Source organism: Daeguia caeni (assembly GCF_042653845.1).
GTDB lineage: Bacteria > Pseudomonadota > Alphaproteobacteria > Rhizobiales > Rhizobiaceae > Brucella > Brucella caeni.
Genome location: NZ_JBHSEL010000042.1, coordinates 45,858 through 69,954, shown reverse-complemented (window position 1 = coordinate 69,954; position 24,097 = coordinate 45,858). Strand labels below are relative to the sequence as shown.

The window sequence follows — 24,097 nt, the reverse complement described above, 5'->3', positions numbered from 1 at the left end:
TCCTGTCCTTAAGCGCTCAGACCACCGAAAAGGGTCGGAATGTCGAGCGGACGGAAACCATAATGCTCGATCCAGCGCACATCCGCGTCAAAGAAGGCGCGCAAATCCGGCATGCCATATTTCAGCATGGCAATACGGTCGATGCCCATGCCCCAGGCAAAGCCCTGATAGACCTCCGGATCATAACCAGACATGCGCAGCACATTGGGATGAACCATGCCGCAGCCAAGAATTTCGAGCCAGTCCTTGCCCTCGCCGAACTTCACATGCGGGCCAGAACGGTCACACTGAATGTCGACTTCCACCGAAGGTTCGGTGAACGGAAAGAAGCTTGGACGCATGCGCATCGTCACCGAAGGCACTTCGAAGAAGGCCTTGCAGAACTCTTCCAGCACCCATTTCATGTTGGCGACATTGGCCGACTTGTCGACAACCAGACCTTCCACCTGATGGAACATCGGCGAATGGGTGGCATCCGAATCCATGCGATAGGTCTTGCCCGGAATGACGATGCGGATCGGTTCATCGCGACCTTCCTTATCGCGGATGGCGGCGAACTTTTCCATCGTATGTACCTGCACCGGCGAGGTATGGGTGCGCAGCAACTTGCGCTCGCCCTTCTCATCCGGATTGAAAAAGAAGGTGTCGTGCATTTCACGCGCCGGATGACCTTCCGGGAAGTTCAATGCGGTGAAATTGTAATAATCCGTTTCAATATCCGGGCCTTCGGCGATCGAAAAACCCATATCGGCAAAGATCGCGGTGATCTCGTCAATGACCTGCGAGATCGGGTGAATGCGGCCACGCAATGCGGCGCTTTCACGAACCGGCAGGGTGACATCAACCTTTTCACGCTCAAGACGCGCGGCAACGGCCTGCCTGCGCAGAAACGCCTTGCGCTCGGCAAGCGCTTCCGTAATGCGGTTTTTCAGGCCATTGATGGCCGGGCCCTGAATCTGGCGCTCTTCCGGCGTCATTGCGCCCAGCGACTTCAACTTTTCCGAAACCGTGCCCTTCTTGCCGAGAGCCGCAACACGCACGGCTTCAATCGCCTGCTCATCGCCGGCGGCGGCGATATCGGCCATAATCGCCTGTTCGAGATGTTCAAGGTCGCTCATTTATATCCATCCCTGTCGCGCCTGCGGCGCTCCATGCCACTTGTCTTATTTCCATTCGTGTCTGAAGACACTCGTCGCCTCTTGTTTCCGTCCCTGTCGTGCCTGCATCCCGTCTTCGCTTCTGTGATAATGCAGCGCGAAAGCCGAGAAAACAGAAAACCCGCGCCAGCCCAGCCAGCGCGGGTTTCCCAAATTAACAATGTCGCTTCGGGAAGGCGGCTGGCTTAGCGAACAGCGCCTTCAAAAGCGTTCGGCGTGGTGTTCTTGAGATATTCAAGAGCCTTCTTTGCCGAAGCAACCAGCGCACCGAATGCTTCCGGCTCGTGGATTGCGATATCAGAAAGAACCTTGCGGTCGATTTCGATGCCAGCCTTGGCCAGACCATCGATGAAACGGCCATAGGTCAGCCCCTGTTCGCGGACAGCAGCATTGATGCGCTGGATCCACAGAGCGCGGAACGAACGCTTGCGATTCTTGCGGTCGCGATAAGCATACTGCTTCGAACGATCAACTGCAGCCTTGGCGGTGCGGATGGTGTTCTTGCGACGACCACGGAAACCTGCAGCCTGAGCCAGAACTTTCTTGTGCTTTGCGTGGGCGGTAACGCCGCGTTTTACGCGTGCCATGTTATGATCTCCTTCTCAGACCAGTCTTAGAGGCCGTTCGGCAGGAACTGCTTCACGATCTTTGCATCGGCATCCGACAGAACCATCGTGCCGCGTGCATCGCGAATGAACTTGTTCGAACGCTTGATCATGCCATGACGCTTACCGGCAGCTGCAGCCTTGATCTTGCCGGTGCCGGTGATCTTGAACCGCTTCTTGGCGGCCGATTTGGTCTTCATTTTGGGCATTTTGCTACTCCTTCTTGGCGTCCCTCTGTACCCTAGGGCACCTGACGCCGCTTGTTTCGTGCCCCTCGCTTCCAGCACATGACACATCCCGTAAGACGCATCGCACCAGCGGCAGATGGGAACCTGATTTCACTCCTGGACCGACCAAGTCCGAAAGCATACGAAACCGCCACGGCATGCCCTGCCGGGCGGTTCGACGCGGCCTTATAGGCTCAATAGCGCAAAAAGGCAATGGCTTCATTACGCCCGACGATCAATAAAGTCTGATCAGAACCGGCAAGACGCCAATAGACTGCAGACATTCAATAAACTCGAAAATCGGATAGGCAATAAAAAAGAAGAACAGCCCACCCATGAAGGTCCGATAAGACGATCCGGCTTGGATCGCAAGCTCAGCCTGATCCTGAAACAGGAACCATTTCGGGAAAACCCTGGCACATGCTGGCAACAATCACGATAGGGCTGACCAAAACCGTTCTGCAGAAATTTTCTTCCATTCTCATGGCCGGCCGAAAGGCAAGATAGCACAACAGGCCAAACACGCACCACAATGAAACTGCCTGTCTGCGCGCCAATATCGGCCGAACCAATCATGCTGAAAGTAAAACGGGGTGCGCATGACCGAACAGGGAGCAGATTCTATGATCTGTGCGCTTTTGCGGCCCATAGAGTACAACAACACATGCGTCCGATAAGGGCGGCAACGATCAGGCTGATGCCAACAGCTTCAATATATTCACGCAGACGTTCCATCGAACTGGAACACACAAACAGCCCCCGTCACCAGACACCGTATGACAGGCGCAATCGCCAGACGCCAGCGTTGCTGATATTTGCTCATATCGCCCATCGCTTTCATGCGGCATCCTGACAATAATTCAAAATAAAAAGCCACCCAAGGGTGGCTTTCTAAAGGCTTGAAAATAAACAGTCCTGTTATTTCGGAGCCAGGATCATCATCATCTGACGACCTTCCAGTTTAGGCTCCGTTTCCACTTTCGCAATTTCCGCAGTTTCTTCCTTGACGCGGAGCAAAAGCTTCATGCCCAATTCCTGATGCGCCATTTCGCGACCACGGAATCGCAAAGTGAACTTTACCTTGTCGCCATCTTCGAAGAAACGCTGCGCCGCCTTCATCTTCACCGCATAATCATGGGTGTCAATGTTCGGTCGCATCTTGATTTCCTTGATTTCGACCGTTTTCTGCTTCTTGCGTGCTTCAGCGGCTTTTTTCTGGTTCTGATACTTCAGCTTACCAAGATCAACGATCTTACAAACAGGCGGCTCGGCATTCGGCACGATCTCAACCAGATCGAGCCCCGCTTCCTCGGCCATGGCGAGGGCATCCTGAATGGAAACTATGCCGTGGTTTTGACCCTCGGCGTCAATAAGCTGCACCCGGGGTACCCGGATATCACGGTTGGAGCGCGGTCCATCTTTCTGGACCGGCGTCGCTCTGAACGGTCGGCGAATGGTCGTTATCTCCTAATTGTTTCGTCTCTAGCGGTGAATCGTATGCAATCGCTGCGACACTTCAAACCACATGAAGGCGGAAATGCCGTCAAGCGCGCTTACAAGTCAATAGCATCTTTGCAAGTAAAAATCATCCCCACGCATTAATCTGCCTTTTCCTCCCTCCAAGCGGCATATCGGCCACAATATTCAGTATTTCAAGGACGATTTCGTCCCACCTGTCTTTCTTCTCGGGCGCGAACATGGCAATGAAACATCATCCATAAATCTGACAGCCCATGCAAAACAGGCAATGAGACTATGAGCGATATGGCCAACAATCCGCAAGCAGAATTACTGGCAGAACGCCCGGTCGAATTCATTGACGTCAATGGCGCAAGAATTGCCGTGCGCAACCGTCCAGGCGATCGTGAACCGGGTATCGTCTGGCTGGGCGGCTATCGCTCAGACATGCTGGGCACCAAGGCCGTGGCGCTTGATCAATGGGCAGGCCGAACCGGGCACAGCGCCTTGCGCCTTGATTATTCCGGCCATGGTGAATCCGGTGGCGATTTCAACGAAGGCACCATTTCACGCTGGCTGGAAGAAAGCCTTGCCGTCTATCACCGGTTTGCCAGGGGTACGCAGATCCTTGTCGGCTCGTCCATGGGCGGCTGGATCGCGCTGCGCATGGCGCAGGAACTCAGGAAAGAAGGCAAATCGCCCGCCGCCATCGTGCTGATTGCTCCAGCGCCTGATTTTACAGCCGCGCTGGTTGAACCAAACCTGACAGAGGCGCAGAAACGCGATCTCGAAACCAGGGGCTATTTCGAAGAACCATCGGAATATTCGCCCAGCCCCTATATCTACACGCGCAAGCTGATCGAGGATGGCCGCCAGAACCTCGTGCTCAAGGGCATCATTGAAACCGGCTGCCCCGTGCATATTCTGCAGGGCATGCAGGACGAGGCCGTGCCCTATCAGCATGCGCTCACTCTGGTTGAACATCTTCCGGTCGATGACGTGACACTGACTTTGGTGCGCGACGGCGACCACCGCCTGTCGCGGCCGCAGGATCTGGATTTGCTGATCCGCACCGTTGAGGGGCTTGTAACGCGCATATCCACTCCATCCTGAACGGGGCACCATGCGGTTTTCGGTTATTGCTTCGGCAGCAGTTGCTGCAATTGTCGGGTTTGGCGGAACCCTTGCCCTCATCATTGCCGCAGCACAGGTGCTGGGCGCGACACAGGCAGAAACCGCAAGCTGGGTGACGGCAATCTGCCTTGCCATTGCCGGCACATCGGCCTGGCTCAGCATCCGCTACAAAATGCCGATCATTGCCGCATGGTCGACGCCCGGACTGGCCCTGATCGGGGCAAGCGCGGGCTTTACCTTTGCTGAAGCCATTGGCGCCTTCATTGTTACGGCCATCGCGCTCATTGCCACCGGCCTGTTGCGCCCGCTTTCCGTGCTGGTTGCGCGCATTCCGGCCGCGGTTGCATCGGGCATGCTGGCAGGTGTTCTGCTGAACTTCGTGATTGCCGCAGCCAAGACGGCAGGGCTTGATCCGCTTTTCGTTCTGCCGCTGGTCGCACTGTTCTTTGTCGTCAGACTGTTCAACCCATCGCTTGCCGTCATCATCGTTCTGGTGGTGGGCGTGGCCTTTGCGCTTCTTTCTGGCCGTGCGCCAGAATTGCCCATGCCGGAGATTTCCACCCTCACCTGGGTCTGGCCGCAATTCAGCACCGGCGCATTGATCGGCCTTGCCTTGCCGCTTTATCTCGTCACCATGGCCTCGCAGAACCTGCCGGGCTTTGCCGTGCTGCGCGCTTCCGGCTATGAGCCACCGACCAGCGCCGCCTTGACTGTCACCGGGCTGTTTTCGCTGCTTTCTGCCCCCTTTGGCGCATCGACCACCAATCTTGCCGCCATTTCTGCGGCACTTTGCACCAATCCCGATGCCCATCCGGATCCAGACAAGCGCTGGCTCACCGGCCCGGTCTATGCGCTGATCTACGTGCTCTTTGCCGTGTTCGGCGCCTCGCTGGTGGCAATCTTTGCCATTCTGCCTCCCACGCTGATCGCGCTGGTGGCAGGGCTTGCCCTGATGGGCCCGTTCATCAATGCCATGGCACTTGCCCTGAAGGTTGAAAGCGAACGGCTTGCCGCCACCGTCACTTTTGCAGTCACCGCCTCCGGCATTGCCTTTTTGGGCGTTGGTTCAGCCTTCTGGGCGCTGGTTGCGGGCCTTGTCGTTGCCGGTCTCGAGCAATTCAAGTCTTCAAGGAAACTCTGAATTGCTCCAACATGTTGTTTTACCGCCGCTCCGGACGGAAAACCGGTTTCGCTTTTCCTGGAACCGCCAGGAACACGCAAACCAGATTGCCGCACATCCGGCCTTGGACAGGCCGGCCTTGCATTGGGTATCATGTGCAACGCAGCTTTCGAGGCCGGTCTGGTTCATGCTTAATTTGTCTGGCATTTGGCGCGAATCGTCTCATCATAGGCAATGATCTTTTCTCTGCTTCGCCCCCGTTCAGGCACAGCACCCAAGGTAAAAAGCGAACGCATTCATGCGGTCGCCGGACGCGAATTGCCGTTGCGGGTGTTTGAAAATCCCCGTGCCAAGCGTCTGACCTTGCGCATTGAGGCGGGCGGAAAGGGATTGCGCGTCACCATCCCGCCGGGATTGCCGGAACATGAAATTGCGCGTTTCCTCAGCCGTCACGAAGGCTGGATCGAAAGCCGCATAGCAAAATTTCCCGAACAGCCGCGTGTGCGCGCCGGCATAAGGATCCCCATTCGCGGCGTACCGCATCTGATCATCCATCAGCCAGGACGCGGCACGGTCGAACGCGTCGAGGGCAATATGCTGATCGTCCACGGCGCGCCAGAACATCTGCCGCGCCGTGTTGAAGATTTTCTGAAACGCGAGGTCAAACGCGAGATCGAAATGCTGGTCGCCCATCATACGGCGACCGTTGGCCGCAAGGCAAAGGCAGTGCGATTCAAGGACACCAGAAGCCGCTGGGGATCATGCACATCGGAGGGCGTTCTTTCCTTTTCATGGCGTATCGGCATGGCGCCCGGCCCGGTGATCAATTATCTGGTAGCACATGAGGTTGCCCATCTGATCGAGATGAACCATGGGCCGAAATTCTGGAAACTGTGTCACGAGCTTTGCCCGGACACCGAGCGTTGCAAGGACTGGCTGAAACGCAATGGCAGCGCCCTGCAGGCCATCGATTTCACATGAAATTAATTCCAGAAGACAATGGTATTCCGGTCCTTCTGGTGCGATAAGCAGCTTGAGGAACAAGCCGAATTATGTAACGGGAAGCGCATGGCTCTCGATATCAAAATCTGCGGACTGAAGACACCGGAAACAATCGCTGCCGCGCTTGCAGGTGGGGCGACGCATATCGGATTCATTTTCTTCCCCAAAAGCCCGCGCAATGTCACGCCGGAACAGGCAGGCCGCCTGCGCGCGGCCGTTGACGGTCGTGCCAGGGTCGTGGCTGTGACCGTTGACGCTGATGATGCATTGCTTGACGATATCGTGCACGTCGTCAAACCCGACATGTTGCAACTCCACGGCCACGAAACACCAGAACGTGTCGCAGCCGTCAAAATGCGTTATGATCTGCCTGTGATGAAGGCCTTTGCCATTCGCGATGCGGCCGATCTCGACGCCATTACGCCCTATAAAGGTGTTGCGAATCGCTTCCTTTTTGACGCCAAGCCGCCGAAAGAGGCGGAACTTCCGGGCGGAAACGGCATCTCTTTCGACTGGGATCTGCTGGCTGCGCTTGACGGCGACGTGGATTACATGCTTTCCGGTGGGCTGAATGCGGGCAACATCGCAGAGGCGCTTCGCAAGACCAGAGCACCGGGGATCGACATTTCGTCAGGCGTGGAAAGCGCGCCGGGTGAAAAGGATATCCACCTTATTGAGGAATTCTTCAAGGCTATCGCCAAAGCGGATGAAACTTCCGCACGATGCGCCTGAACAGACGGAGCCAAGACGTTGAACAAGCCAGTTGAACCCAATTCCTTCAGAACAGGCCCCAATGAAGAAGGCATGTTTGGCATTTATGGCGGTCGCTTCGTCGCCGAAACCCTGATGCCGCTCATTCTGGATCTGCAGGAAGCCTATGACAAGGCCAAGAATGACCCGGAATTCAAGGCCGAGCTTTCAGCGCTTTCGACCTATTATGCCGGTCGCCCGTCGAAGCTCTATTTCGCCGAAGGCCTGACCAGACATCTGGGCGGTGCGAAGATCTATTTCAAGCGCGAAGACCTCAACCATACCGGCAGTCACAAGATCAATAACTGCCTTGGCCAGATCCTGCTTGCCAAGCGCATGGGCAAGACCCGCATCATCGCGGAAACCGGTGCCGGTCAGCATGGCGTTGCCTCGGCAACGGTTGCGGCACGCTTTGGCCTGCCCTGCGTTGTCTATATGGGCGCAACCGATGTTGAACGTCAGAAACCGAATGTCTTCCGCATGAAGCTTCTGGGAGCAGAGGTCAAGCCGGTCTCGGCTGGCAATGGCACGCTGAAAGACGCGATGAACGAAGCCCTGCGCGACTGGGTGACCAATGTCGAAAACACCTATTACCTGATCGGCACGGCGGCAGGCCCGCATCCTTATCCGGAAATGGTGCGCGACTTCCAATCGGTGATCGGCAATGAGGCCCGTCAGCAGATTCTCGAACAGGAAGGCCGTCTGCCGGATGTGATCATTGCCGCTGTTGGCGGCGGCTCCAATGCAATCGGCCTGTTCCACCCGTTCCTCGATGATGCAAGCGTCATGATCGTTGGTGTTGAGGCTGGCGGTCGTGGTCTTGATGGACACGAACATTGCGCCTCGATGAATGCCGGCCGTCCGGGCGTCCTGCATGGCAACCGCACCTATCTGTTGCAGGACAGCGATGGCCAGATTCTGGAAGGCCATTCGGTTTCGGCCGGGCTGGATTATCCAGGGGTCGGACCTGAACATTCATGGCTGAAAGACACCGGCCGCGTGGACTATGTGCCGATCCTCGATGATGAAGCGCTTGAAGCATTCCAGCTTTGCACCCGCACGGAAGGTATCATTCCGGCGCTGGAATCGGCACATGCCATTGCACAGGCCATCAAGATGGCGCCAACCATGGGCAAGGATCAGGTGATGATCGTCAATCTGTCCGGTCGCGGCGACAAGGACGTGCATACAGTCGGCAAACTCCTCGGCATGGATATTTGAGGACCATGAACATGACCACACGTATCGATAGCAAATTTGCCGAACTGAAGGCCGAGGGCCGTCCGGCGCTGGTAACCTATTTCATGGGCGGGGATCCGGATTATGCAACCTCACTGGCCGTGATGAAGGCCCTGCCAAAGGCTGGTGCCGACGTGATCGAGCTTGGCATGGCCTTTTCTGATCCAATGGCCGATGGCCCTGCCATTCAGGCAGCGAGCCTGCGTGCACTGGCTGGTGGCCAGACACTGGCCAAGACGCTGCAACTGGCTGCCGATTTCCGCAAGGAAGACAATACGACGCCGATCGTGCTGATGGGCTATTACAACCCGATCTATATTTACGGTGTTGAGCGCTTCCTGAAAGATGCGAAGGAAGCCGGCGTTGATGGCCTGATCGTGGTTGATCTGCCATCGGAAATGGATGAAGAGCTCTGTCTGCCGGCAATGGCTGCCGGCATCAATTTCATTCGCCTTGCCACGCCAACCACCGATGACAAGCGCCTGCCGAAAGTGCTGAAAAATGCCTCCGGCTTTGTCTATTATGTCTCGATGAACGGCATTACCGGTTCGGCAATTGCCGATACGGCGCGCGTTGGCGAAGCTGTGCGCCACATCAAGAAGAGCACCAATCTGCCGATCTGTGTTGGTTTTGGCGTCAAGACGCCAGAACAGGCAGCCGCCATCGGGGCACATGCTGACGGTGTTGTTGTCGGCACGGCACTCATCAATGCCGTTGCTGGCGAGCTCGATGCAAATGGCAGGGTCAAGGGCGATCCTGTTGCTGCCATCAACAAGCTGGTGAGCGCCCTGGCGACAAGCGTTCGCGCAACACGCCTTGAAGCTGCCCAATAAATAGTCCATTTAAGCGACGAAACGCTGTCGAAGAACGAAAAACGGAACCAAATGTCATGAACTGGCTCACCAACTACGTTCGTCCGAAAATCAATTCGATGCTCGGGCGCCGCGAAATGCCGGAAAATCTGTGGATCAAGGATCCGACAACCGGTGAAATGGTGTTCCATAAGGATCTGGAAGAAAACCAGTGGGTCATCCCGTCTTCGGGCCACCATATGCGCATCAAGCCGAAGGACCGTCTGCGCTTCTTCTTCGACGATGGCGAATATACCTTGCTGGAAACACCAAAGGTCGTAACCGATCCGCTGAAATTCCGCGACGAGAAGAAATATATTGATCGTCTCAAGGAATATCGCAGCCGCACTGGCAATGACGATGCCATCGTCAATGCACTCGGCACGATTGAAGGTCTGCCGATTGTCGCAACCGTGCAGGATTTCGGTTTCATGGGCGGTTCGCTTGGCATGGGTGCTGGCGAAGCCATCATTCAAGCCTTTGAAAAGGCAATCGAACTGAAGCGTCCGCTGGTGCTGTTTTCCGCCTCTGGCGGTGCGCGCATGCAGGAAGGCATCCTGTCACTGATGCAACTGCCACGCACAACGGTTGCAGTGGAGATGCTGAAGGAAGCTGGCCTGCCTTACATCATCGTCCTCACCAATCCGACGACCGGCGGTGTGACGGCTTCCTACGCCATGCTGGGTGATGTCCACATTGCTGAACCCGGCGCACTGATCGGCTTTGCTGGCCCTCGCGTGATTGAACAGACGATCCGCGAAAAGCTGCCGGATGGCTTCCAGAGCGCGGAGTATCTGATGGAACATGGCATGGTCGACATGGTGGTGCCGCGTCCGGAGCTGAAGAGCACCATTGCGCGCCTGCTGAAGATCATGACCAAGCAACCGGCCGGAACCGAGTCCGAAGCGGCCAACAAGGCGAAAGCAGCAGGTAAGGCCGCCTGATCATGGGCGAGGACAAAAGCGACATCAATGCCGCAACGAAATCAGCTGCCGCAATCGAGCGGCTGATGACATTGCATCCCAAGGGCTTTGATCTTTCGCTTGGACGCATTCGCGCATTGCTGGAAAAGCTCGGCAATCCGCAGGACAGGTTACCACCCGTCATCCATATTGCCGGAACCAATGGCAAAGGCTCGGCCACGGCTTTCAGCCGTGCCCTGCTTGAGGCGGCCGGTTACACTGTGCACGTTCACACCTCCCCGCATCTCGTCAACTGGAATGAGCGCTACCGCCTTGGCGCACCCGGCGGTGGCAAACTTGTTTCCGACGATGTGCTGGCTGATGCCATTCAACGTGTTGAGGCAGCCAATGCGGGCCAGCAGATCACGGTTTTTGAAATCCTGACCGCCGTTGCCTTTGTGCTTTTTGCCGAACATCCTGCCGATGCGGTGATCATGGAAGTCGGCCTTGGCGGACGGCTGGATGCAACCAATGTGATTGCAGAACCTGCAGTCTCGCTCATCATGCCGATCTCTGTCGATCATCAGGCCTATCTCGGTGACACAGTGGAACTGATTGCGGCGGAAAAGGCCGGCATCATCAAGAAAGATTGCCCGGTTGTCATCGGCTTCCAGCCTTTTGATGCGGCGCGCGATGTGCTGGTTTCGACTGCCGAACGGCTTGGCTGCCCTGTTTCCATCTATGGTCAGGATTTCATCGCCTATGAGGAACATGGGCGCATGGTGTTCCAGAACGGGGAGGGCCTGATTGATCTGCCCTTGCCGCGCCTGCCCGGCCGCCATCAGATGGGCAATGCGGCAGCGGCGATTGAAGCGATTGAAGCGGCTGGCTTCACCATCAGTGAAAAGGCCATTGAAAAGGCGCTGACCGTGGTGGACTGGCCTGCGCGCATGCAGCACCTCACCCATGGTGCACTGGTTGATCTGGCGCCGGAGGCCTCGGAAATCTGGCTTGATGGCGGGCATAATCCCGGCGCTGGCGTGGTGATTGCCGAGGTGCTTGGCGATCTGGAAGAACGCCGCAGCCGTCCCCTGTTCATGATCACCGGCATGATCAACACCAAGGATCCGGTCGGCTATTTCGAGGCTTTTGCCGGCATGGCACGCCATGTCTTTACCGTACCGATCCCCTCACATGATGCGGGCATTCCCAATGATGAACTGGCTGCGGCGGCCGAGCGCGCCGGATTGTCCGCCGAGCCGGTGCATTCCGTTGCCAATGCGCTGAAACTGCTGCGTGATACCTGGCCTGCCGATGAAATCCCGCCGCGCATTCTGATTGGCGGTTCGCTTTATCTGGCAGGCGAAGTGTTGCGTGATAATGGCACGCCGCCGCGCTGAACAGAAAACGGCAGACACCAAAAGAAAACCCGGCACATGGCTGGATTGCACATGGCCGGGTTTTTCATGACATTGCCTGTCTGTTTCAGGCTGCGGAATTCCTGATCCAGTCGGCCAGACGGCTCTTTGGCGCTGCGCCAACCATATTGGCTGCGATTTCGCCGTTCTTGAACAAAAGCAGGGTTGGAATCGAGCGCACGCCAAACTGGGCTGCGAGTTCCGGATTTTCGTCAATATTGACCTTGGCGATCTTGACCTGACCAGCCATTTCCGCAGCGATTTCATCCAGTGCCGGCGCGATCATCTTGCACGGTCCGCACCATTCAGCCCAGAAATCCACTACAACTGGCTCGCTCGACTGAAGAACGTCCGTCTGAAAGTTGCTGCTATCGACCTTTACGGTTGCCATTGGGCCTATCCTTTTTCCTGTGCGGCGAGCAAGTCGTTTGAGACTCATGCGCGCCGCTCTAGCATAGCCATATCATGTGGCGTGTCATGCGCCACACGTCAAGATCTGGTTAGGGCAGTTCCTGGAAAAGTGGAAGCCGGTTTCCGTCTGGACTGACAGAAACAATCGGCCAGAACAATCCGGCGTTTCTGTGAAAACCTGAATGGCTCTAGGCTTTCAGCCTGCCTTGTGACGCTTTCAACTGCTCCATGGCCTCATCCAGAACCTGCGCCGGCAAAGGCATGAGGAACGGCCCTTCGGTAAACAGCAGCGCTGCCTCGATGGTGCGTCCGGGATAAAGCGGCGCCAGCAATTCACGATAAAGCGCAAGCTGGGCGCGATAGGCAAAAGGTACGGCCTCCAGCGTCGTCGGCGGGGGACGGTTGGTCTTGTAATCCACGATCAGAACGCGCCGTTCTTCCACGCAGATCCGGTCAACCTGACCTGATACGGCATGATTGCGCCCGCCAAGATCAACCGTGCCCATGATCGCCACTTCACCGCGCGAGCCCCTGGCAAAGACCGGCGCAAAGGTTGTATCCTCCAGAACAGCGCGCACGCTGGCCCAGGCCTTTTCCCGCTCGCTCTGCGGCCAGTCGGCGGCAATGCGCGCCAGATAGTTGCGCGCACGCTCCTCCCGCTCTTCCGGGGCAACATCCGGCAGATATTGCAGCAGCATATGGATTGCCGTACCGCGTCTTTGCGCGAAAGCAGGCCCGCCCGTGACCGGCTCCAGCACCGGAGAACCTGCCGCAAGAGGTGGCGTTTCATCCGCCTCAATCAGGGCAGAGGCCCCAGAAGGCGTCAATGGTCGTGGCAGCCCCGCTTCCGGCTTGACCGGCACCTTATAGGCTTCCGGCAAAGGCGGCAGTGTCATTGTATCCGGTCTGTCCGGTTCAACGATATCGGTAAAACCGCGCGGCGTGTTGCGATAACGCCGGGTCGCACCCCCCAGCACCGGATGAACATGGGGCTCCGCCTTGCCTGCCAGAGCATCCTCGACCAGACGATGCCATGTCTCGTCATTTTCACGGCTGCCGCGATAGCCACAGATGATGAGCCTGTCTTCCGCACGCGTCATGCCGACATAAAGCAGGCGGCGATATTCCTCTTCTGCGCGGTTTTTGAGCTCCTCGATGCGCCCTTCGAGAAAGCCTGTCTTCCATGAATTGTTTGGCTGCCACAGAAAGCCCTTGAGCGACCCGCCATCGACCGGCAAATCAACAGGGATCAGCTTGGGCGCCCGGCTTCCGGCCCAGACAGCACTGCCCGGATCGACGAGAAAGACCACTGCCGCCTCCAGCCCCTTGGCAGCGTGGACAGTCATGATGCGCACCTCGTCGCGGCCCTGGTCAAGCTCGCGCTTGATTTCAGGGGCGGCGGCGTCCAGCGTTTCAAGAAAGGCCTGCAAGCCCGGCAAACCAGCGCGCTCGGCCGACAGCGCATAGTTCTGAAACTCATCAATGATATCGCCTGCTTCCGGCCCAAGCCGCGCCAGAATCTTGCGCCGCGCGCCATCGACGCTCAGAATATGGGCATAGAACTCGAATACCGGCATGGTATCGGCCATGCTACGCCAGCGACTCAGCGTCCTGTGCACTTCCGCCAACGCCGCATCCTCGCGCGACATGCGGTACAGATGCTCAAACAATGATGTCTTGCCACGTGGATGCGCCAGCGCGAAAAGCTGATCATCATCCCAGCCAAAAAGTGGACTTTTCAACAATGCCGCCAGCGACAAATCATCGGATGGCTGCAGTACAAACCGCCCAAGTGCCATGAGATCCTGAATGGCGATATGGCTGGTCAGCCGCAAGCGGTCGGCACCGGCAACCGGCACCTGCCGGTTTTTGAGCGCACGCGAAAGCGCCGGCATGAACTGGTCACGCTTGCGCACCAGCACCATGATGTCACGCGGCTCAATGCGCCGGTTCTGGCCGGGAATCACCTCACCTTTATCAAGCCAATAGCGGATCGTGTCGGCAATCTGATCGGCAAGGCGGACGGCAGGAGCGGCCAGATGGTCAACCGGAACGCGCCAGTCATCCGGCTCTTCCACCGCCTCCGGCGTCAGCATATCCCAGACTTCCACCTCGCCCGGCGCATCCGAACGGATTGCATTATGCAGGGTTCGCCCATCCAAGCCGCGGTTGGCTTCCGGACGGGCAAATACCTCGTCCACGGCCTTCAGGACATCTGGCGTGGAGCGGAAGGAGAAGTTCAGTTTTACTTTCCTAAATGTGAGCCCAGAATGATATGCCTTGGACGATATCGCATCACTTTGTTTGGCAAAAGCTTCCGGTACGGCCCCCTGGAAGGAATAGATCGACTGTTTTTCATCGCCCACCGCAAACAAAGTGCGCTGCACATTGCGCTGGCCAAGGCCTGCGAAAAATTCCTCCGACAGCATGCGGATCACCTGCCACTGGTCAGGGCTCGTATCCTGCGCCTCGTCAACCAGAATATGGTCGATGCCGCGATCAAGCTTGTACTGCACCCACTGCCCTGCCCCATTGCGGGCAAGCAGTGCCACGGTGCGCGTGATCAGATCTTCAAAGTCGAGCAGGCCGCGCTGGCGCTTCAGCTCGTGATAGCGCTGCAGGAGATTGTCAATCAGCGTCAGGGCGGCAAGATTGATGCGCACCAGACGCAGTTCCGTGAGCCGGTCGAGCCCGATTTCAATGCGTGCGGCTGCGGCATTAAAATCCTCTTCAAAATCCGGCAGCAGCTTCTTGACTGCCGCCGAACCGACATAGGAGCCCGATTTCGGCCCGCCCGTGTTTTTGAGAAAGGCCGTCCGCAACACCGTTTCCCTGTCGCGCGTAGATGTGACCAGATCATAGCGTTTCAATTGCAGGGCAAATTCCTGCGCACGCGCGGCACCTTTCTGGATCGACAGGATCAGATCCAGCGCGTCGTCGGAAAATTCAGGCACCGGCCAGAGAGCATCCAGAAGATCGCTTTCCTCAACCTCTGGCGAAAAGCCAAAAGCGCGATGCAGCGCTTCACTGCGATCTTGCGCAACGCCGAGCGCACTGATGAACTGCTGCAGGCCATTGCGGCGGTTGACGGCTTCATCAAGCAAATCCTGCAGGCCAAGCTCGCCTGCTGCCTGCAGCACCACGGCAAAGGCTTCCGCCAGCTCCTGATCGCCGCCGGCATGAGCCATCTCAAGCAGCTGACGCCTTGCCTCGCCGACAAGAGTGGCCTGCATCATATCGTCCATCATCTCGAAATGACCGGCGATATTGGCTTCCAGCGGAAACTGGTGCAGGATTGCTTCGCAGAAGGCATGGATGGTCTGGATCTTCAGCCCGCCCGGTGTTTCAAGCGCGTGTGCAAACAGACGACGCGCCGCAGACAGGCGCGCTGGCCCCGGCCGCCTTCCTTCCAGATCTTCCAGCTTGTCGGCCAGCTTCTCATCGTCCAGCACCGCCCATTCAGACAGACGCGCAAAGACGCGGTTCTGCATCACCGCAGCTGCCGCCTTGGTATAGGTGAGACAGAGGATCTTGGACGGGTCAGTGCCTTCCAGCAGAAGGCGGATGACCCGTTCGGTCAGAACGTGCGTCTTGCCCGAACCGGCATTGGCCGACACCCAGACCGAGGCAGACGGATCTGACGCTTTCTTTTGCGCGCGGATTGTTTCTGGCGGAATATTCAGTTTCTTTTTCATTCGCCCCCCTCCCCGGCATCACCACCGGCAGACCATTCCAGCACCCGTGCGAGATGGTCATAATCGCCTGTGAGATCCGTCTCGCGGAATGGCAATGCGCGTGAGAGATAGCCCTTTTCCGGCTTCTGATATTCGGCGAGCAGTTCAGCAAGACGCTGCCATGCCTCTTCGCCTATGGCCGGTGCCGTCTTCTCTGAAGACGGCCGATTGATCTTCAGAATGGATTCCGCCCTGACCTCGCCGCCAGCCTTCAGGCGCACATAGGTGAGATCCGATGCCTTCACCGCGCCAACTGCGCGAAATGCGCCACGTGCAAGAAGAGCCGCCTCAAGCGCCAATTGCGGTGACAGAAGCAGATGCGCCTGTTTCGGCGAGGGTGTGGAACCGGTCTTGTAATCGATAATCTCAGCCGTTCCATCCTGCATAAGGTCAATACGGTCTGCGCGGCCAGAAAGTGTGATGCCAAGGTTTTCAATCTCACGCACTTCAGCATCGATTTCTGCAAAGCGTTTCAAGACATTCGGCGCACGTTCACGTTCCCAGGCAAGGAATTGCGGCACAAGCGCGGTAAAGCGCGGCCACCAGACCGCTTCGATCTCAACCGGCAATTCAAGCGCATCAAAGAAAATGCGCCCCAGTTCCAGCAATCTGTTTGCCGCATCGGGTGATAACGGATCGATATTCTGTTGGGTGAAATGACCCAGAATATCGTGGAACAGTGTGCCCCGTTCGGCCGCAGCCGGGTCGCGGATGAGCGGCTCCAGCGGGCGCAGCTTGAGTATTTTCTTGGCAAAAATCGCATAAGGATCACGGCGCAGCGTTTCGATTTCCGTGACGGAAAAATGTTTCGGGCGTGCCGCAACCGGCGGCCTTGGCTCTGGCCGCTTGACGAAAGGCACGTCTGGCGCGCGATCGATCTCGCGCGACCAGTGCACATAACGCTGGCCGCGCTGACGCATTTCCTTCGTAACATCGCCTCCAAGCACCGTTTCAAGCCGCTGCAACCAGCGCGAAGCAACCGTCGGCGCATTATCCATACGCTGTGAGCGCGTCAGCACGACATGATCCATGCCGAGCGCCATCTGGAAGTCATGCGCGGAAAGGCCTGTGCGTCGTTCTGGCGGGTCAAGCGCGATCATGCTCTTCATCGGGCGCGACATGAAAGGATCATTGCGGGTCTTTGCCGGCCAGCTGCCTTCGTTCAAACTGCCAATCACGATCGTATCGATGGTCTGCAAGCGTGCTTCCAGCGCACCCCAGACAAAGACGCGCGGATGCCCCCCCGGATGCGGCTTGACGCTTTCGCCCGCCATGAGGGCATCCAGAATGGCCGGCCATTCGCTGGATTCAAAATCAAGTTCCGATTCACTGGACACCAGATCGCGCAGGAAGGATGCAAGCTTTTCGCCCCTATCACCGGAATAGAAACTGACCAGACTGCCATTTTCATCGCGGGCGAGATTTTCCAGCGCGTTTGTGGTGGCAAGCGCGATCTCATCAATGGTGGTACGCCGGCCAGTGGTCGCAAAAGGCGCAAGCGGCGCGACCGCCTCCGACAAGGCAACACAGAGTTCGCGCGCAGCCTCGATCATGTCGCTAGTGATCGTATCCTGCCAGGCGGGCTTTCTGACAGAATCGGCGCTTTCGGCCAGACGCCGATCAAAGAAGCGCGGCAGATCGACAATCGACGCCCTGCCCGTGCCGCCACGAAAGGCGACAAGCTCCAGCGTTTCACCGGCCAGACGCCGGTCGATACGCGCGCCCCCCAGTTTCAGCAGTGGATGCTTGACCAGTGCGAGCAACGCCACCGGATCGCCCGGCGAAAATACCGTCTCGACCAGCAAGCGCAGCAGGGTGGATGTTTCCACATCGCGCAAATGGCGACCGCCGGAATCGTCGGCGTCAATGCCAAAACGCGCCAGTTCAGCCACAACACGGCGCGCCAGATTGCGGTCTGCGGTAATGAGGGCTGCCGTCTTGCCTTCCGGCTCGATCGCATCGCGCAGCGCAAGCGCGACCGACAGCGCCTCCTCGCGCTCATTGGCCGCCTCGATGAGATCGATCCTTTCTGCCGCCGCACGCAAAGCTTGCGGCGTCAGCATGGGATCGGCTGCAAGTCCGCCCCATGCATCGGTTGTTTCTGCCGGGCGCAGGGCTTCGCTGACGACCCGCTCACGCACACGCTTTTCCGGCGGCATGTTTTCCAGATGCACCACATCCTGACGCAGGATACCAATGGTCGTGAGCAGCTTCTGCAGGCCATATTGCGGGTGACCGAAGATTGACGGATTGTCGACGGCCTGCCCCAGAAGCAGCCACGAGGCTTCATCAAGGTCGCGGTCAAGACCGGGCAGAACCACCGCCCCCCTTGGCAGATGGGCAATGACGGAAACAAGTTCCTCGGTTGCAGGAATCGATCCTGTCGAGCCTGCGACAATGACCGGATCTGATGGTGGATGATCGCGCAGACGCCTTACCTCATGCATGATCATTTCATTGCGATGAGCAGCCGGATTGGAAAGCTGGCGCTCTTTCAGGATGTCAGGCCAGACATTGGTGACAATGTTCAGGAAGCCAAGTGTAACCTGCCACCAGTCGGCCAGATCTTCCGGCGCAATCTTTGCAAGCTCGCTCCATTCAGCACCATCGGTTTCCACCTGATCCATCAGCGTGGCCAGATCGCGCGCAAGCCAGATTGCATCCGCAGTCGTGGCAGGCACGGAAACGTCATCCACACCGAAAAGCGCACGTACATGGGCAGGCAAGGATTCGCGCCATGGGCGGATCAGCCGCGCCAAAAGCAAAAGGCGCTCGGCTTTGCCGATGGGGGGATTGAGACCAAAGGCGCCGGTTGATCCGGCGGTGAAGATGGAAGCATCCTCATCGACATCGCCGAGCGCGCGAATGGAAGGGAGAATGGCGCTTCTGGCCGGATTCATCTCGACCAGAATGGAGCGCAGCGCGCGCGCGGCACGGCGCGTCGGCACATAGATCGTGGCGCTTGCCAGCGACAGAGGATCAGACGGGTCGCCCGGAAACCCTTCAATCAGTGTACCATCCAGCAATGCCTTGGCAAAGCGCGGCAAAAAGGGTGTGCCGGAAGGAATGGAAAACAGCCTTGGCCTTGTCCTGCTCATGCTGTCATGCTCCCCCTTGACGATCTTCAGCTCTAAAATGCGCTACCCGATGATGAAAGCTCTGCGCTAGACAAGAGCAGACAATGCAGCCTCCGCCTTGTCGATGGCCTCTGGCGTTCCCACAGTCAACCAATGCCCGACCATGGGCAGACCATACAGCCTGCCCGTTGCAATCGCAGCATCAAAATAGGTGTTGAGCGATGCGACACCCCGCTGCGCTCCTGAAAAAATGCGCGGATGGATGATGCCGGCACCGGCATAGATGACCGGACTTCCTGCCACATCGCGTGCACGGCGCAGGCGACCTTCTTCATCGGCAACAAAATCGCCCGTACCTTCAAACCCAGTTGCCTGATCAAACCGCGTCGTCATGAGCAGAATATCCATGGCGGCATCGTCCCAGGCCTTTGCCAGACGGGGCAGATTGGGATCGGCCTCATCCCCCACCCAGAACGTATCGGCATTGAGGATGAAGAAAGGCTCTGCCCCCAGTTGCGGCAGGGCATTGATGATACCGCCGGCAGAATCGAGCAGCAATTCGCGCTCATCGGAAATGACGATGCGCGGCCCCTTGCAATCCTTGAGATGCGCCTCGATCTGGTCGGCCAGGTAATGCACATTGACAACCGCCTTTTTGACGCCAGCGCGCTGTACCGGCTCCAGGCACCAGTCAATGAGCGGCTTTCCCGCCACCTTGACCATTGGCTTGGGCATTGTTTCCGTAATCGGACGCATGCGCTTGCCAAGCCCCGCGGCAAGCACCATTGCCGTTTCAGGCATTTTCATCGGGCGCTGATCCTTCCTGCAACAAGCCCATCGCGCGGAACCATGCCGCCACCGGCGCCATGACCGGATGCACCAGAACACGGGCGAGATAATCATGAATGCGCGGCAGATGCTTGAGATAATCCGGCTTGCCATCGCGTTCATCAAGGCGAACGAAAAGACCAAGCAGCTTGGCATTGCGCTGTGCGCCCATGGCAGCATAGGCCTTGTAAAACAGAGCCTCATCAAACGCATGGTCGAGCTTGCGGCGTTCATCGCAATAGGCCGCAATCACCGCCTGCTCCAGTGCACGCGGAATGGTCACGCGCGCATCAAGCGCCAGCGAGGCCACGTCATAAGCGGCAGGCCCGATCATCGCATCCTGAAAATCAATGATGCCGATCCTGTCCTTGCCGGATGCTTGCGGAAACCAGAACAGGTTTGGCGAATGATAATCACGCAAAAGCAGACTTTTTTCGACATCCGCCAAGGCGCGGATCACCTCATCCCATGCCGCTTCATAGCTCTGCATTTCTTCATCGGTGAGCTTTCGCCCCATCATGCGCGGTGCATACCACTGACCAACGAGGCTTACCTCGATCATCATGGCATCGCGGTCAAAATCCGCAATGACATGATCCGGGTGGCCGGGAACCGGTGCATGATCGGGCCATTGCACGTCATGAAGATGAGCAAGAAAACGGCCTGCCGCTTCATAGCGCTCCGCTATCGGCTTGCCATTTTCATCCCGAATGCCTTCAGCGCCCAGATTTTCCAGCACCAGAAAACCGGCCTCAAGATCGGCTGCGCGCATCTGCGGCACACGGAAACCATGGCGTGCCAAAAGGCCGTCAATGGCGGCAAAGGCCAGAATATTTTCGGCAAGATGGGCAATCTGGCGATAGGATTTGCCATTGCGCAAAGGCGGATCATAAGGCATTTGTGGCGCATTCATCAGGATTTCAACGCCGGCTGCGCTCGCAATGGTCTCATATTTGCGCGGGCTGGCATCACCCTGCAAATAGCGCCGCGTCGCCCCTGCCCGTCCATTGGCCTCAAGAAAGGCGCGTATTGCCAGTGAGCGCCGGAGCCGCGCCATGGCAGATGCCGGGCCTTCAATATGAATGCGCCGCCCTGCCCCTTCATGCGTCAGCGTGACAGCAAAATTCGCCTCGGGCAAATAGCCTTCACCCTGCTCCGGCCATTCGGCGAGAACCGCGCCATCAAGCAAGAATTCGCTCAGGCCCAGCTCGTCCAGTTCTTCACCTGATGAAATGCGATAAAGATCGGCATGAGCAATCGGCAGGCGTAACGCCTCATAGCTCTGCACCAATGTGAATGTCGGGCTTGGCACTTCCAGCCATTCATCATCGGCAATCGAGCGGATGATGGCGCGGGCAAGCGATGATTTTCCTGCACCAAGATCGCCGGAAAGCGTGACGAGATCGCCTTTTTGCAACGCAAGGGCGAAATCCTCGCCAAAACGTTTCGTTGCGGCCTCATCGGGCAGGAAATGGTCAAGATGTACAATCTGGGCGCTCATATAGCCCCATCTACCTTATTCGGCAGCTGCGCGGAAGCTGCGTGCCTCGGATGGGAAGCGGCAAATGACGGTTGTTCCACGTCCCTCGCCCGTTTCTATCTCCACCGAGCCGCCATGCAGCTCGACAAAACTCTTCACAATGGCAAGACCAAGCCCTGCACCGCGGCGGCGGCCGCCATTGGCATAAGACTGGAAGCGCTTGAAGACCGTGTCCAGCACATCTTCCGGCATGCCTGGCCCATCATCATGCACGGCAAAGACCGTATCATTGCCTTCGCGCATCACCTGCAGCGAAACTGTCGAGCCTTCCGGCGCATAATTGGCGGCATTGGAGAGCAGGTTGAACAGGATCTGACGCACGCGATTGGCGTCAGCCTTGAACACGCCGACATCGCTTTCAATATCGACATCCAGCGCGATATTGTGATCGCGCATGCGTTCACTGACGCGCGCGGCCGCAGCCGAAATCACTTCCGGCACGGAAACATCGCTATATTCAAGCTCCATGATGCCGGCATCAACGGTGGCCAGATCAAGAATATCATTGACGATGGTGAGCAGCACCTGAGACGAGGTGCTGATATGGTCAAGATATTCGAGCTGACGCTCGTTGAGCGAGCCAAAGGCCGGGGTTTGCAGGAGTTCGGTAAAGCCGATGATGTTGGTCAGCGGCGAACGCAGCTCGTAGGAAACGTGCTGGACGAAATCGTTCTTGATCTGGTCGGCGAGTTCGAGCGCCTCATTCTTTTCCTGCAAGGCCTTCTGGACGCGCATCGTATCGGTGACGTCAATGAAGGTGAGCATGGTCTGCCCCTTGGGCAGCGGGACAAGCGCATAGGACAGCACGACGCCATCATCGAGTTCCACCTGCCCCGAAGAGCCATCGCGCTTGTCATTGAAGCCGGCAACCTTGGACACGAACTCGTTCCAGAGGCCATTGCCGCCGCGCTGGCTGCACAGTTTTGCAATCGTTGAAATATGCGTGCCTTCCCCGACCATGGATGTGGGCAGCGACCAGATGTCGGCAAAGGACGGATTGGACAAGCGCAGGCGACCATCAGAGCCAAACACGGCCACGGCTTCCTCAAGATGGTCAAGCGTTTCGCCCTGCATGCGGATCAGCGTATTGTACCGGCTTTCGAGCTCGAATTTTTCCGTCATGTTCTCGAAGAACCAGGTCACGCCGCCCTGCGGATGCGGATTGGCGACCACGCGCATGATGCGCGTATCGGGCAGATGCCACATATGTTCCTGCGGCTCGACGGCGCGATAGGCGGAAAGCATCGAATCCTTCCATTTGCGCCATTCCGGCTGTTCGGGCAGCTTGCCTTCCGAGCGCAGACGGTCAAACAGCAGCGTATTGCTTGGCTGGGTTTCCAGCCAGGCCACATCAAGCGACCAGAGCTTGACGAAAGCCTGATTGAAGAATTGCAACTTCATGTCCGGATCGAAGATGGCAACGGCCGTCGACAGCTGATCCAGAGTTTCCGAATGGCTTTTCAGCGTACGCTGCAATTCATCGCGGATGCGTTCTGCCTCGCTGAGATCAATGCCTATGCCGACTGAACCCACATCGGAGCTGACATCCGTCACGTCAAATATGCGCCGGTCACCGCGCACAACCGCAGGCAATTGCTCATGCAGGTCAGGCTCGGCAAGGCGGTCACGCTCCAGCCGCTGACGGGTCTGGGCACTGAACAGTTCACGCCCTTCAGCCGCCGCCACTCCCGCATCCGTCATGTCGACCGCATGGGCATAGGCACTGTTGACCCACTCGATCCGGCCCTGTGCATCGCGCGCCCAGACCGGCTGGTCGAGCTTCTCAAGCAGATGACGCAGCAGATCGAGTTTCTTCAGATATTCGCGGTTTTGCAGCTCCAGCGCCGCGCATTTGGCCTGCACGCCCTGCAGACTGCAAAAACGCACAATCGCCAGTGCGCCGGATGTGCGCCCCTGTACCCCGATCAAGGTGCCATTGCCGGTTTCAACCGTAAGATCGAAAGCCTGAGCGGTCTGGCGCAGATTTTCAATCGCATGTTCAAGTTCTGCCACCGATTGCGGGCGCAGCCACAAGCCAAAGGCGAGAAACCCGGAACGGTCTTCCGGCACGCCACATTCCCTGGGAAGCTGGCCGACCACATCGGCACGGGCGCTGTGACTATCCCAGACGATCACCCGCTGATCGGTGAAATTGAGCAGGGCATCATTGCGCTTTGCCACCAGGCTCATTTCGCCGAATTTTTCCCGCAGCGCATCATTTTCGGCGGCAATGCGGGAGCGGTCGCGGATCAGCCAGCCGGCAGAAAGCAGGGCAGCTCCCATGGCGCCCAGGAACATGGAAAACTGGATGACCTCAAACGCGCCGACGCTGGTTCCAAGAAAGGGAAGCGTGATGCGCGGGCTGCCCTCGACACCCTGCGCAAAGGCTGGCGCGGCAGCAAAGACGGCAAGCGAGGAAATGCCGGCCTTGAGCAGATTTGTCCGTACAATCCGGCCAAGGGAGGCCAGAACCGAGGCGAGGGGAGCAACCGTCTTTGCGTCAGCGATCACTGCGGAAAGTTTCCGAATGCGCGTGATTGAGCCGACCTCTGGCATATTTCCCTGTTCTCCACCACCTGCGACAATCGCCAAGCCGACTGCCACCCGATCCACATTCCGCCAGTTCCACACATCGCCACAATGC

General features: G+C 57.7%; 18 protein-coding genes and 1 pseudogene. 8 read left to right on the top strand and 11 right to left on the bottom strand.

Translation table 11 applies throughout. The features are described 5' to 3' along the window. Positions 1-8: 8 nt before the first annotated feature. The 5 genes and pseudogenes from pheS to infC all read right to left on the bottom strand — a co-directional run bounded on the left by pheS (position 9) and on the right by infC (position 3,444). Positions 9-1,118 carry a phenylalanine--tRNA ligase subunit alpha gene (gene pheS, locus ACFO1V_RS04555; RefSeq protein ID WP_374832211.1) on the bottom strand — a complete coding sequence of 370 codons (1,110 nt, stop codon included), beginning with the start codon at positions 1,116-1,118 and terminating at the stop codon, positions 9-11. A 224-nt stretch (positions 1,119-1,342) separates the two neighbouring features. After that, the gene (gene rplT, locus ACFO1V_RS04550; RefSeq protein WP_374832209.1) at positions 1,343-1,744 is read right to left on the bottom strand and encodes a 50S ribosomal protein L20; all 402 of its coding nucleotides are present in this window, start codon (positions 1,742-1,744) and stop codon (positions 1,343-1,345) included. Between the two features lie 26 nt (positions 1,745-1,770). Continuing rightward, complete coding sequence (gene rpmI, locus ACFO1V_RS04545; protein ID WP_374832207.1) at positions 1,771-1,971, bottom strand: 50S ribosomal protein L35; 201 nt, start codon at positions 1,969-1,971, stop codon at positions 1,771-1,773. Positions 1,972-2,224: 253 nt separating this feature from the next. Next, positions 2,225-2,830: pseudogene (locus ACFO1V_RS04540) on the bottom strand (methyltransferase family protein). A gap of 77 nt (positions 2,831-2,907) precedes the next feature. Beyond that, a complete protein-coding gene (gene infC, locus ACFO1V_RS04535) occupies positions 2,908-3,444 on the bottom strand; it encodes a translation initiation factor IF-3 (protein WP_374832241.1) in 537 nt (178 codons plus the stop codon). A 300-nt stretch (positions 3,445-3,744) separates the two neighbouring features. On the opposite strand from infC, the gene ACFO1V_RS04530 reads away from it, so the two are divergent. From ACFO1V_RS04530 to ACFO1V_RS04495, 8 genes are all read left to right on the top strand, one after another. Continuing rightward, positions 3,745-4,560: an alpha/beta hydrolase gene (locus tag ACFO1V_RS04530; protein WP_374832205.1), complete on the top strand. Its 816-nt coding sequence runs from the start codon at positions 3,745-3,747 to the stop codon at positions 4,558-4,560. 10 nt (positions 4,561-4,570) lie between these two features. Next, complete coding sequence (locus ACFO1V_RS04525) at positions 4,571-5,722, top strand: benzoate/H(+) symporter BenE family transporter (RefSeq protein WP_374832203.1); 1,152 nt, start codon at positions 4,571-4,573, stop codon at positions 5,720-5,722. A gap of 213 nt (positions 5,723-5,935) precedes the next feature. Next, positions 5,936-6,682 (top strand): M48 family metallopeptidase, encoded by a 747-nt coding sequence (locus ACFO1V_RS04520; RefSeq protein ID WP_374832201.1) that lies wholly within the window; start codon positions 5,936-5,938, stop codon positions 6,680-6,682. An 87-nt stretch (positions 6,683-6,769) separates the two neighbouring features. Beyond that, positions 6,770-7,435, top strand: a complete 666-nt coding sequence (locus tag ACFO1V_RS04515) for a phosphoribosylanthranilate isomerase (protein ID WP_374832199.1) — start codon at positions 6,770-6,772, stop codon at positions 7,433-7,435. An 18-nt stretch (positions 7,436-7,453) separates the two neighbouring features. Further along, positions 7,454-8,674 (top strand): tryptophan synthase subunit beta, encoded by a 1,221-nt coding sequence (gene trpB, locus ACFO1V_RS04510; RefSeq protein WP_374832197.1) that lies wholly within the window; start codon positions 7,454-7,456, stop codon positions 8,672-8,674. 11 nt (positions 8,675-8,685) lie between these two features. Next, positions 8,686-9,525 (top strand): tryptophan synthase subunit alpha, encoded by an 840-nt coding sequence (trpA, locus tag ACFO1V_RS04505; protein WP_374832195.1) that lies wholly within the window; start codon positions 8,686-8,688, stop codon positions 9,523-9,525. A gap of 56 nt (positions 9,526-9,581) precedes the next feature. Continuing rightward, positions 9,582-10,487, top strand: coding sequence for an acetyl-CoA carboxylase, carboxyltransferase subunit beta (accD, locus tag ACFO1V_RS04500; protein ID WP_374832193.1), 906 nt, complete (start codon positions 9,582-9,584; stop codon positions 10,485-10,487). A 65-nt stretch (positions 10,488-10,552) separates the two neighbouring features. Then, a complete protein-coding gene (locus tag ACFO1V_RS04495) occupies positions 10,553-11,845 on the top strand; it encodes a bifunctional folylpolyglutamate synthase/dihydrofolate synthase (protein ID WP_374832239.1) in 1,293 nt (430 codons plus the stop codon). A gap of 85 nt (positions 11,846-11,930) precedes the next feature. On the opposite strand, the gene trxA is transcribed toward ACFO1V_RS04495, so the two are convergent. The 6 genes from trxA to ACFO1V_RS04465 form a co-directional block, all read right to left on the bottom strand. Next, a complete protein-coding gene (trxA, locus tag ACFO1V_RS04490) occupies positions 11,931-12,254 on the bottom strand; it encodes a thioredoxin (RefSeq protein WP_374832191.1) in 324 nt (107 codons plus the stop codon). Between the two features lie 208 nt (positions 12,255-12,462). Continuing rightward, a complete protein-coding gene (gene addA / locus ACFO1V_RS04485) occupies positions 12,463-15,969 on the bottom strand; it encodes a double-strand break repair helicase AddA (RefSeq protein WP_374832189.1) in 3,507 nt (1,168 codons plus the stop codon). Then, the gene (gene addB / locus ACFO1V_RS04480; protein WP_374832187.1) at positions 15,966-19,106 is read right to left on the bottom strand and encodes a double-strand break repair protein AddB; all 3,141 of its coding nucleotides are present in this window, start codon (positions 19,104-19,106) and stop codon (positions 15,966-15,968) included. The genes addA and addB overlap by 4 nt, the downstream gene beginning before the upstream one ends. A gap of 66 nt (positions 19,107-19,172) precedes the next feature. After that, positions 19,173-19,892, bottom strand: a complete 720-nt coding sequence (locus ACFO1V_RS04475) for a nucleotidyltransferase family protein (protein ID WP_374832185.1) — start codon at positions 19,890-19,892, stop codon at positions 19,173-19,175. Next, complete coding sequence (gene tsaE, locus ACFO1V_RS04470; RefSeq protein WP_374832183.1) at positions 19,879-21,414, bottom strand: tRNA (adenosine(37)-N6)-threonylcarbamoyltransferase complex ATPase subunit type 1 TsaE; 1,536 nt, start codon at positions 21,412-21,414, stop codon at positions 19,879-19,881. Before tsaE ends, ACFO1V_RS04475 begins: the two co-directional genes overlap by 14 nt. 15 nt (positions 21,415-21,429) lie before the next feature. Beyond that, positions 21,430-24,009 carry an ATP-binding protein gene (locus tag ACFO1V_RS04465; protein ID WP_374832237.1) on the bottom strand — a complete coding sequence of 860 codons (2,580 nt, stop codon included), beginning with the start codon at positions 24,007-24,009 and terminating at the stop codon, positions 21,430-21,432. Positions 24,010-24,097: the final 88 nt, after the last annotated feature.

What these genes read in the sequence shown, in the direction of transcription:
- pheS (WP_374832211.1), bottom strand. Translation starts at nt 1,118, where the DNA reads ATGAGCGACCTTGAACATCTCGAACAGGCGATTATGGCCGATATCGCC.
- rplT (WP_374832209.1), bottom strand. Translation starts at nt 1,744, where the DNA reads ATGGCACGCGTAAAACGCGGCGTTACCGCCCACGCAAAGCACAAGAAA.
- rpmI (WP_374832207.1), bottom strand. Translation starts at nt 1,971, where the DNA reads ATGCCCAAAATGAAGACCAAATCGGCCGCCAAGAAGCGGTTCAAGATC.
- ACFO1V_RS04530 (WP_374832205.1), top strand. Translation starts at nt 3,745, where the DNA reads ATGAGCGATATGGCCAACAATCCGCAAGCAGAATTACTGGCAGAACGC.
- ACFO1V_RS04525 (WP_374832203.1), top strand. Translation starts at nt 4,571, where the DNA reads ATGCGGTTTTCGGTTATTGCTTCGGCAGCAGTTGCTGCAATTGTCGGG.
- ACFO1V_RS04520 (WP_374832201.1), top strand. Translation starts at nt 5,936, where the DNA reads ATGATCTTTTCTCTGCTTCGCCCCCGTTCAGGCACAGCACCCAAGGTA.
- ACFO1V_RS04515 (WP_374832199.1), top strand. Translation starts at nt 6,770, where the DNA reads ATGGCTCTCGATATCAAAATCTGCGGACTGAAGACACCGGAAACAATC.
- trpA (WP_374832195.1), top strand. Translation starts at nt 8,686, where the DNA reads ATGACCACACGTATCGATAGCAAATTTGCCGAACTGAAGGCCGAGGGC.
- accD (WP_374832193.1), top strand. Translation starts at nt 9,582, where the DNA reads ATGAACTGGCTCACCAACTACGTTCGTCCGAAAATCAATTCGATGCTC.
- ACFO1V_RS04495 (WP_374832239.1), top strand. Translation starts at nt 10,553, where the DNA reads ATGACATTGCATCCCAAGGGCTTTGATCTTTCGCTTGGACGCATTCGC.
- trxA (WP_374832191.1), bottom strand. Translation starts at nt 12,254, where the DNA reads ATGGCAACCGTAAAGGTCGATAGCAGCAACTTTCAGACGGACGTTCTT.
- addA (WP_374832189.1), bottom strand. Translation starts at nt 15,969, where the DNA reads ATGAAAAAGAAACTGAATATTCCGCCAGAAACAATCCGCGCGCAAAAG.
- addB (WP_374832187.1), bottom strand. Translation starts at nt 19,106, where the DNA reads ATGAGCAGGACAAGGCCAAGGCTGTTTTCCATTCCTTCCGGCACACCC.
- ACFO1V_RS04475 (WP_374832185.1), bottom strand. Translation starts at nt 19,892, where the DNA reads ATGAAAATGCCTGAAACGGCAATGGTGCTTGCCGCGGGGCTTGGCAAG.
- tsaE (WP_374832183.1), bottom strand. Translation starts at nt 21,414, where the DNA reads ATGAGCGCCCAGATTGTACATCTTGACCATTTCCTGCCCGATGAGGCC.
- ACFO1V_RS04465 (WP_374832237.1), bottom strand. Translation starts at nt 24,009, where the DNA reads ATGCCAGAGGTCGGCTCAATCACGCGCATTCGGAAACTTTCCGCAGTG.